This is a genomic window from Streptomyces sp. NPDC003300, assembly GCF_040610915.1.
In the GTDB taxonomy this organism is placed as follows: Bacteria; Actinomycetota; Actinomycetes; order Streptomycetales; family Streptomycetaceae; genus Actinacidiphila.
In genome coordinates this window covers 45,198-53,964 of sequence record NZ_JBEXNE010000040.1, presented here as the reverse complement: position 1 = coordinate 53,964, position 8,767 = coordinate 45,198, and the positions used below count along the sequence as shown (strand labels likewise).

The following is an 8,767-nucleotide window of genomic DNA, read 5'->3' as shown; positions in this document are numbered from 1 at the left end:
CTGACCCTGGCCATGCCGCCGAACAGCCCGGCCTCGATGCCGAGTACGGGATCGCCCAGCAGCGGCTCGGTGTGCCGGACGCTGATTGCGGCGGCGCGGCGCCCGGCCCGGGGGCTGCGAGGGCTGCGGCCGGTGCTCGATCTCCGGCAGGTCGCGGCTGACCGGGTGCTCCGCGGTCAGCATGAAGGACTTCTCGTAGTGCAGGACCTCGATCGGCTCGCCCTCCGCGAGGGTGTACGTGGCCTTGCTCCTGGTGACCTCGACGTGCAGCCGGCGCCCGCGGAAGGCCAGCCGGAAGGCGATCCGGCTGAGCGCGTCGGGCAGCCGGGGCGCGAAGCGGATCGGGTCGCCGTCGAAGAGCCGCATCCCGCCGAGCCCCGACACCAGCGCCGTCCACGTACCGGCGAGCGCCGCGATGTGCAGGCCGTCACGCGAGTTGTTCTCCAGGTCGCCGAGGTCGATCAGCGCCGACTCGCCGAGGTAGTCGTAGGCCAGTTGGAGATGGCCGACCTCGGCGGCGATGATCGACTGGCAGTACGCCGACAGCGAGGAGTCGCGGACGGTCAGCGGCTCGTAGTACGCGAAGTTCCGTACCTTCTGGGCGTGTTCGAAGGCGTCGCCGCGCAGGAACATCGCCAGCACCAGGTCGGCCTGCTTGACCACCTGCTTGCGGTACAGGTCGAAGTAGGCGTAGTTGAGCAGCAGCGGATAGTGCGCCGGATCGGTCTCGGCGAAGTTCCACACCTGGTGGCGGGTGAAGCCCTTGGACTGCTCGTGGACCCCCAGCTCCTCGTTGTACGGCAGGGACATCGCCGCCGCGGCGTCCCGCCAGGCCGCGGTCTCCTCGTCGGTGACGCCCAACTCGGCGGCCCGCCGCGGATGGCGCTCGGCGGCGTCCGCCGCCGCGACGAGATTCGCCTGCGCCATCAGGTTGGTGTACGCGTTGTCGTCGCTGATCGCGCTGTACTCGTCGGGCCCGGTCACGCCGTCGATGTGGAAGGCCCCCGCGTGGTCGTGATGACCCAGGGACCGCCACAACCTGGCGGTTTCCGCGAGGAGTTCGAGGCCGATGTTCTCCTCGAAGTCCCGGTCGCCGGTGGTCGTCACATAGCGCACCACCGCGTCGGCGATGTCGGCGTTGATGTGGAAGGCCGCCGTGCCCGCGGGCCAGTACCCCGACGCCTCGGCGCCGTTGATCGTCCGCCACGGGAACGCGGCACCGGCCAAGCCCAGTTGATGGGCGCGCTCCTGAGCCGCAGGCAGCGTGTTGTGGCGCCAGCGCAGCACCTCCGAGGTCGCGCGCGGCGCGGTGAAGGTCAGCACCGGCAGCACGGCCGTCTCGGCGTCCCAGAAGGTGTGACCGTCGTAGCCGGAGCCGGTCAAGCCCTTGGCGGGGATCGCCCGTTCCTCGGCCCGCGCACCGGCCTGCAGGACGTGGAAGAGCCCGAAGCGCACCGCCTGCTGGATCTCGGTGTCGCCGTCGACCTCCACGTCCGCCCGGTCCCAGAAGTCGTCCAGGTAGGCGCGCTGCTGCTCCAGCAGGCCGTCCCACCCGGTGTCGCGGGCGCCGACCAGCGCCGCGTCCGCCTGGTCGCGCAGCGCGGGCAGCGACCGGGTCGCCGACCAGCCGTACGCGACGAATTTCTCCAGCCGCAGCCGCTGCCCGGACTCCAGTACGGAGGTGATGGTGAGCCTGCTGACGTCGTCGTCGGACTCCGAGGAGACCTTCGTGGTCGCCTCGGGGCCGTCCACGCGGTGATCGGCGGCGGCGGCCAGCCGCAGTCCGCTGCGGGCCGTGGAGTGCACCAGCCGCAGCCGGGTGCCGGACGCGAAGTTCTCCTCCGGCACCAGCGGGTTCTCCAGCGCGGCGGCCCGCCGCGGGTCGCCCTCGCTGCGCGGCACCTCCTCGTTGGCCACCAGTTCCGATTGCACGACCACCCGCAGGCTGCCGTCCAGCGGCTCCACCTCGTACGCGACGGCGGCCACCGCGCGCTGCGTGAAGGACACCATGCGCGTCGAACGCACCCGCACCGCGCGGCCCGCGGGGGAGACCCACTCGCACACCCGGCGCAACACCCCGGCCCGCAGGTCCAGTTCACGCTCGTGCGAACGGATCGTGCCGTACCGCAGGTCGAACGGCTCGTCGTCCACCAGCAGCCGGATGATCTTGCCGTTGGTGACGTTGATGACGGTCTGCCCGGACTCCGGGTCGCCGTAGGCCGCTTCGGCGTACGGCAGCGGGTGCGTCTCGTGCAGCCCGTTGAGGTATGAGCCGGGCAGGCCGTTCGGCTCGCCCTCGTCGAGGTTGCCGCGCCAGCCGATGTGCCCGTTGGAGACGGCGAAGACGGACTCGCTCTGCGGCAGCACGTCCAGATTCAGTTCGGACTCGCGCAGGCTCCAGGGGGCGACCTCATAGGCGGGGTCGGTGATCACGCGGTCACTCCGATCAGGTCGGCGAGGTCCTTCACGACGGTGTCGGCGCCGTGCTCGCGCAGCGCGTCGGTCTGTCCGACCCGGTCCACGCCGACGACGAAGCCGAAGTGCCCGGAGCGGCCCGCGTCCATGCCGACCAGCGCGTCCTCGAAGACCGCCGCGCGGGCGGCGTCGAAGCCCAGCTCCTCGGCCGCGGCCAGGAAGGTGTCCGGGTGCGGCTTGCCCGGCAGATGCCGCTCCTTGGCGACAACACCGTCCACCCGTACGTCCAGCAGGTGCTCGATGCCCGCGGAGACCAGCACGTCACGGCAGTTCGCGCTGGACGACACCACCGCCGTGCGCAGGCCCGCCGCCCGTACCGCCTCCAGATAGCGCACCGAGCCGGGGTAGGGGCGTACGCCCTCGGTGCGGATCTTCTCCAGCACGACGTCGTTCTTGCGGTTGCCGAGGCCGTTGACGGTCTGCCGGTCCGGTGGGTCGCCGTCCTCGCCCTCGGGCAGTTCGATGCCGCGGGCCTGGAGGAAGGTGCGCACGCCGTCGGCGCGCGGACGTCCGTCCACGTACGCGTCGTAGTCCGCCTTCGCGTCGAAGGGGCGGAAACCCTCGCCGTCCCTGTCCCGCAGGAAGTCGTCGAAGGTCTCCTTCCACGCGGCCGCGTGCACCAGCGCGGTCGGCGTCAGCACGCCGTCCAGGTCGAAGAGGCACGCTCGTACGCCATGGGGCAGTCCGATCTCCGTCATGCCGCACAGGTTCCCACTGATAGCCGACACCATGCCGACCAGGGGGTGAAGACCCCCCGTGTCGCCGAACGCCGGGCGGGCGGGAGGCGCGAGGTCCGCGACCCCGCCCGCGTCGCGCGTGTCGTGCGCCGGGTCCGGGTGCCGCCCGGCGTGTCGTGCGCCGGGTCAGCCGGACACGGGGAGCCTGCGGACCTTCACGGCGTTGTCGGTACGCGTGGTCGGGCGCCCGTCGGGGTCGTTCTGGATCCGCTCGTGCTCCGCGCAGAGCAGCACCTCCCACGCGCCGTCCGGCAGTTCGAGGCAGGCCAGCACCTCCTGCGGCGAGGGCAGATGCACCTCGGGGTGCGGGTTCTTCTCCCAGGCGGGGAAGCCCGAGTGGCCGACGACGAGCAGGACGCCGCCGGGCGCGACGGCCGCCGCCGCTGTCCGCAGGATCTCCTCGCGCGGCATCTCGCCCAGGGTGTGCAGGAATTGGGCCGAGACGAGGTCGAACGCGCCCTCGGGGAAGGACACGCCGAGGTCGTGCCGCTGCCAGTCGATCCGGTCGCCGACGCCCGCCTCCTCGGCGTGCCGCGCCGCGCGGTCGAGCGCGACCCCCGAGATGTCGGTGGCGGTGACCCGCCAGCCCTGCCGGGCGAGCCAGATCGCGTCGCCGCCCTCGCCGGAGCCCAGGTCGAGCGCCCTGCCGGGTGGCAGCCCGGCCACCTCGCGGACCAGGACCGTATTGGGATCGCCGCTCCAGATCCGCTCGCTCCCGGAGTAGCGGGCGTTCCAGAACTCCTCGCCCTGGAGTTCCTCGGTCGCCGGAGTGTTGTCGGTCATCGGCCTGTCCTTGCCCTTCGCGAGTTTTGTGATCTTCGTGGAGCGCGCCCTCACGGGCGTGTCGCCCTCGTCCGCACGGTGGCGTCGGCGCGCCGTTCCCGTACGGGTCGGTGCCGTCCTCGTACCGCTGGGAGCCGTCCTCGTACCGCTCGGTGCCGTCCTCGTACCGCTGGGAGCCGCGCACCCTACGCGATCGGCGCGGCGCCCGCCGAAGCGCGGCGCGCGGCCACCGCGGCCAGCGTCTCCTGCTCGGTCAGATCCGCGTTGATCGCCGCGGCGGCCCTGACACCCGCCGTGGCGCCGCCGATGAGGATCTCGACAGGTGAGGCCACATTGCCCGCGACCCAGACGCCCGGCACAGCGGTGGCGCCGGTCGGATCGGCCTCGACCCGGGTGCCGATCGGCACCCCGCCGATCTCCTGCCCGACCGTGGTCAGACCGAGGTCCGCCAGCAGATCCGTCCTGGCGTCCAGGCGGGTGGACACCACCAGCGCCTGGCAGGGGATCACCCGGCCACCGGCCAGAGTCATGCCGGTGAGCCGGTCGTCGGTCACCTCCACGGCGGCCACCTCGCCCTCGACCACGGCGATCCCGCGGGCGGCCAGCCGCTCGTACTGCTCGTCGTCCGGCTCGGGCGCGGTGTGCACGAAGAGGGTGACGTCCTGGCTCCACTGCCGCCACATCAGCGCCTGGTGCACCGCCAGCGGGCCGGTGCCCAGCACGCCGATCGCCTGGCCGCGCACCTCCCAGCCGTGGCAGTACGGGCAGTGCAGCACCTCGCGCCCCCACCGCCCGGCCAGCCCCCGCACCTCGGGCAGCCCGTCCACCAGGCCGGTCGCCAGCAGCAGCCGCTCGGCGCGCACCGCTGAGCCGTCGTCCAGCCCGACACGGAAACCGCCGCCGTCGAGCCGCGCGGCCGAGACGGCCCGGCCCTCGGCGGTCTCACCGCCGTAGCGGGCCACCTCCTCCCGGCCGGTGGCCAGCAGCTCCGCGGGCGTCGCGCCCTCGCGGCCCAGATAGTTGTGGATGCCGTCGGCGGGCGCGTTGCGCGGCTCGCCCGCGTCGATCACCAGCACCGAGCGGCGCGCCCGGCCCAGCGTCAGGGCCGCGCTCAGCCCGGCCGCCCCGCCGCCGACCACCACGACGTCGAAGCGCCGCTCTCCGGCCGCCTCCGTACGCGCCGCCGCCTGCCCGTTTCCGTTCCCGCTCACCTTGTCGGTCATGGTGACCACCTCCGAGCACGGAGCATCGGACACCTGACGTGCGGGCGGCAAACATTGTTGCCGGAACAGCAATATTGATCCGGGTCGGCCGGGGTACCCGTGGACAAGGGGACCACGACGCGAGGAGACGGCATGGAGTACACCCGGCTGGGCACGACGGGCCTGAAGGTGTCACGGATCGCCCTGGGGATGATGAGCTACGGCGACCCGGCCAACCGGGCGTGGATGCTCGACGAGGAAGCGTCCGAGCCTCTGGTGCGGCGGGCCGTCGAGGGCGGTGTGACGTTCTTCGACACCGCCGACATGTACTCGCTCGGCCGCAGCGAGGAGATCACCGGACGGCTGCTGAGCAAGCTCTTCGCCCACCGCGACGACTACGTGCTCGCCACCAAGGTCTGCCTGCCGATGGGACCGGGCCCCAACGACGGAGGACTGTCCCGCAAGCACATCCTGGCGGGCATCGACGCCTCACTGCGCCGGCTCGGCACCGACCACGTGGACCTCTACCAGATCCACCGCTGGGACTACGAGACCCCCATCGAGGAGACGATGGAGGCGCTCGCCGACGTCGTCCGCTCGGGCAAGGCCCGCTACATCGGCGCGTCCAGCATGTTCGCGTACCAGTTCGCCACCGCCCAGTACACGGCGAAGGCGGCGGGACACCCGCGCTTCGTGTCGATGCAGAACCACTACAACCTCGTCTACCGCGAGGAGGAGCGGGAGATGATCCCGCTCTGCCGGGAGCAGGGCGTCGGCGCCATCCCCTGGAGCCCGCTGGCCCGCGGCCTGCTCGCCGGATCACGCGGCAGGGACGGCGAGCGCAGGACCGTACGCTCCGGCAGCGACGCCTACGCCGACGAGCTGTACACCGAGGCCGACTTCGACGTGGTCGACGCCGTCCGCGCCGTCGCGGACGAACGCGGCGTGCCCATGGCCCGGATCGCGCTCGCCTGGCTGCTCAGCCGACCGGCCGTGACCGCCCCCATCGTCGGCGCCACCAAGCTCGCCCACGTGGACGACGCCGTCGGCGCGGTCGAGGTGACCCTCACCGACGACGAGATCGCCCGTCTCGAAGCGCCCTACGTCCCGCACCCGATCCGCGGCCACCGGTGACATCCGTCGGCCGTGCGCGGGCCCCGGCCACGGGACCGCACGCGGTCCCGAAGCGGGCCGGTGCCTGAGGTCAGCGCGCGGTCTCGGAGCAGGCCGGGGCCTGAGGTCAGCGCGCGGTCTCCGGCTGCGACGGCTCGGGGGAGACCCGCGCGGCCGGGGCGGGGCGACCGCCGGAGCGGCGGAAGAAGAAGTACAGCGTGGGCACGAGGTAGACGCCCCAGGCGCAGACCTGGAGCACCGTCGGGTCCGGCTGGAAGTTGAAGACGCCCTTGAGCAGGGTGCCGTACCAGCTGTCCGGCGGGATCGTGGAGCTGATGTCGAAGGCCAGGCTGTTCAGGCCGCCGATCCAGCCCGCCTCCTGGAGGTCGTGCAGACCGTACGCGAGCACACCGGCCGCGACCACGACCAGCATGGCACCGGTCCAGGTGAAGAACTTCGCCAGATTGATCCGCACCGCGCCCCGGTAGAACAGCCAGCCCAGGATCACGGCGGTGACCAGACCGAGCATCGCGCCGATCAGCGGACGGACGCCGTCGTCGCTCGACTGCACGGCCGTCCACACGAACAGCGCTGTCTCCAGGCCCTCGCGGCCGACGGACAGGAAGGCCGTGACGACCAGCGCGGTCGTGCCCATCGCGAGCGCGGCGTCCAGCTTGCCGTGCAGCTCGGCCTTCAGATGCCGCGCCGTGCGGCGCATCCAGAACACCATCCAGGTGACCAGCGCGACCGCGATGATGGACAGCGAACCGCCCAGCGCCTCCTGTGCCTTGAAGGTCAGCTCCGACGAACCGAACTGGAGCAGCGCGCCGAAGCCGAAGCTCAGCAGCACGGCGGCGCCGATGCCGGTCCAGACCGGCGGCAGGCTCTCGCGCCGCTCCGACTTGACCAGGTAGGCGATCAGGATGCAGACGATCAGGCTGGCTTCCAGGCCCTCTCGCAGGCCGATCAGATAGTTGGCGAACACGGCGGTACTCCAGGGGCCGGGACGGGTGGGACGCTGGTCGGGGGGAGGGGCGGGGTCAGCCGAGCAGGGACTGCCCCCACCATTCGCCGGATTTCCGGACGCCGGGCGGGCAGGCGAAGTGTGCGGAACCGACGTGCTGGATGTACTCGTTGAGCGCGTCGCTCGCGGCGAGCCGCCGCTGCAACGGGACGAACGCCTTACGGGTGTCGCGCTGGTACGCGAGGAAGAACAGACCCGCGTCCAGCCGCCCCAGACCGTCCGAGCCGTCGGTGAAGGAGAAGCCGCGGCGCAGGATCATCTGCCCGGCGTTGCTGTCCGGATGGGCCAGGCGTACATGCGCGTCCTTCGGCATCAGCCCGAGGTCGGGCGTGTCGCGCTCGCGCTGCTTGCCGTACGGCGCGCCCTCGCCCTTGGTGCGGCCGAACACGTCCTCCTGCGCCTGGAGGCCCTCGCGGTCCCAGGTCTCGATGTGCATACGGATCCGGCGCGCGACCAGGTACGAGCCGCCGGTCATCCAGTCGGGACCGTCCCCCGGCCCCGCCCACACATGGCCGTCCAGCGTCGATGTGTCGGTGCCCGACACATTGTGCGTGCCGTCCTTGAAGCCCATCAGATTGCGCGGCGTCTGCGCGTCCGGCGTCGTCGAGGACGTCTTGCCGAAGCCGAGCTGCGACCAGCGCACCGACACCTTGCCCATGCCGATCCTGGCGAGATTGCGGATCGCGTGCACCGCGACCTGCGGATCGTCCGCGCACGCCTGGACGCACAGGTCGCCGCCGCTGCGGGCCGGGTCGAGATTGTCGCCGGGGAAGTGCGGCAGGTCGATCAGCGCCGCAGGGCGCCGGGCACGCAGACCGAACCGGTCGGTGCGCGTGCCGTCCTCGGCGACCTGCTCGAACAGACTCGGGCCGAAGCCGACCGTGAGGGTCAGCCGGGAGGCGGGCAGGCCCAGCGCCTCACCGGTGTCGTCCGGCGGCGCCTCGGCCGGCCCGTCCACCGCGCCCGTGCCGACCTCGCGTCCCGCCGTCATCGCGGCGGCGGCGCTCGTCCACTCCTTGAGCAGCGCGGCCAGTTCCGCCTTGTCGTCGGTGAGGACGTCGAACGCCGCGAAGTGCAGCCGGTCCTGGACAGGGGTGGCGATGCCCGCCTGGTGCTCACCGTAGAAGGGGACGGAGCCGTCGGAGGACGCGGAGCCGCCGTTCGTACCGCTGGTCACCGCCGCCGCGACCGAGCCGCCGCCCGCCGCGCCGAGGGCGAGCCCGGCACCGGCCCAGCCCATGACCGCGCGGCGGCTGAGCGCCCGGTGGGTACGGTCGTCCGCGGATGTGTCGGTGCTCGTGCTCGTGTCGGTATCCGTGCTCGTGTCCGCGGTCGTGCCCTGTGGGGCGGTCGAGGCGGGCTCGGCGCCCTCGGGGTCTGCGGGGGTGGACTCGGTGCCGCCGGTACCGGCTGCTTCGTCCATGAACGGTGGC

7 protein-coding genes are annotated in these 8,767 nt (G+C 72.3%); 1 reads left to right on the top strand and 6 read right to left on the bottom strand.

The annotated features are described in order from the left end of the window. From ABZX65_RS34235 to ABZX65_RS34220, 4 genes are all read right to left on the bottom strand, one after another. Positions 1–2,433: glycosyl hydrolase family 65 protein (locus ABZX65_RS34235; protein ID WP_355349246.1), on the bottom strand; the 2,433-nt coding region annotated here is incomplete at its 3' end. Continuing rightward, positions 2,430–3,173, bottom strand: a complete 744-nt coding sequence (locus ABZX65_RS34230; RefSeq protein WP_355349243.1) for a beta-phosphoglucomutase family hydrolase — start codon at positions 3,171–3,173, stop codon at positions 2,430–2,432. The genes ABZX65_RS34235 and ABZX65_RS34230, both read right to left, overlap by 4 nt. A 165-nt stretch (positions 3,174–3,338) precedes the next feature. Beyond that, on the bottom strand, positions 3,339–3,995 hold the full coding sequence (locus tag ABZX65_RS34225) for a class I SAM-dependent methyltransferase (RefSeq protein ID WP_355349241.1): 657 nt from the start codon (positions 3,993–3,995) through the stop codon (positions 3,339–3,341). 185 nt (positions 3,996–4,180) lie between these two features. Then, positions 4,181–5,218 carry an NAD(P)/FAD-dependent oxidoreductase gene (locus ABZX65_RS34220; RefSeq protein ID WP_355349238.1) on the bottom strand — a complete coding sequence of 346 codons (1,038 nt, stop codon included), beginning with the start codon at positions 5,216–5,218 and terminating at the stop codon, positions 4,181–4,183. Between the two features lie 132 nt (positions 5,219–5,350). Between ABZX65_RS34220 and ABZX65_RS34215 the strand changes: the two genes are divergently transcribed. After that, positions 5,351–6,331, top strand: coding sequence for an aldo/keto reductase (locus ABZX65_RS34215; RefSeq protein WP_355349235.1), 981 nt, complete (start codon positions 5,351–5,353; stop codon positions 6,329–6,331). Positions 6,332–6,437: 106 nt separating this feature from the next. On the opposite strand, the gene efeU is transcribed toward ABZX65_RS34215, so the two are convergent. Continuing rightward, positions 6,438–7,295, bottom strand: a complete 858-nt coding sequence (efeU, locus tag ABZX65_RS34210; protein WP_355349232.1) for an iron uptake transporter permease EfeU — start codon at positions 7,293–7,295, stop codon at positions 6,438–6,440. A 55-nt stretch (positions 7,296–7,350) separates the two neighbouring features. After that, positions 7,351–8,757 (bottom strand): iron uptake transporter deferrochelatase/peroxidase subunit, encoded by a 1,407-nt coding sequence (efeB, locus tag ABZX65_RS34205; protein WP_355349230.1) that lies wholly within the window; start codon positions 8,755–8,757, stop codon positions 7,351–7,353. Positions 8,758–8,767 lie beyond the last annotated feature (10 nt).

Bases quoted from the DNA above. Each gene is read 5' to 3' on its own strand.
- ABZX65_RS34225 (WP_355349241.1), bottom strand. From the start codon at position 3,995: ATGACCGACAACACTCCGGCGACCGAGGAACTCCAGGGCGAGGAGTTC.
- ABZX65_RS34230 (WP_355349243.1), bottom strand. From the start codon at position 3,173: ATGACGGAGATCGGACTGCCCCATGGCGTACGAGCGTGCCTCTTCGAC.
- ABZX65_RS34215 (WP_355349235.1), top strand. From the start codon at position 5,351: ATGGAGTACACCCGGCTGGGCACGACGGGCCTGAAGGTGTCACGGATC.
- ABZX65_RS34220 (WP_355349238.1), bottom strand. From the start codon at position 5,218: ATGACCGACAAGGTGAGCGGGAACGGAAACGGGCAGGCGGCGGCGCGT.
- efeB (WP_355349230.1), bottom strand. From the start codon at position 8,757: ATGGACGAAGCAGCCGGTACCGGCGGCACCGAGTCCACCCCCGCAGAC.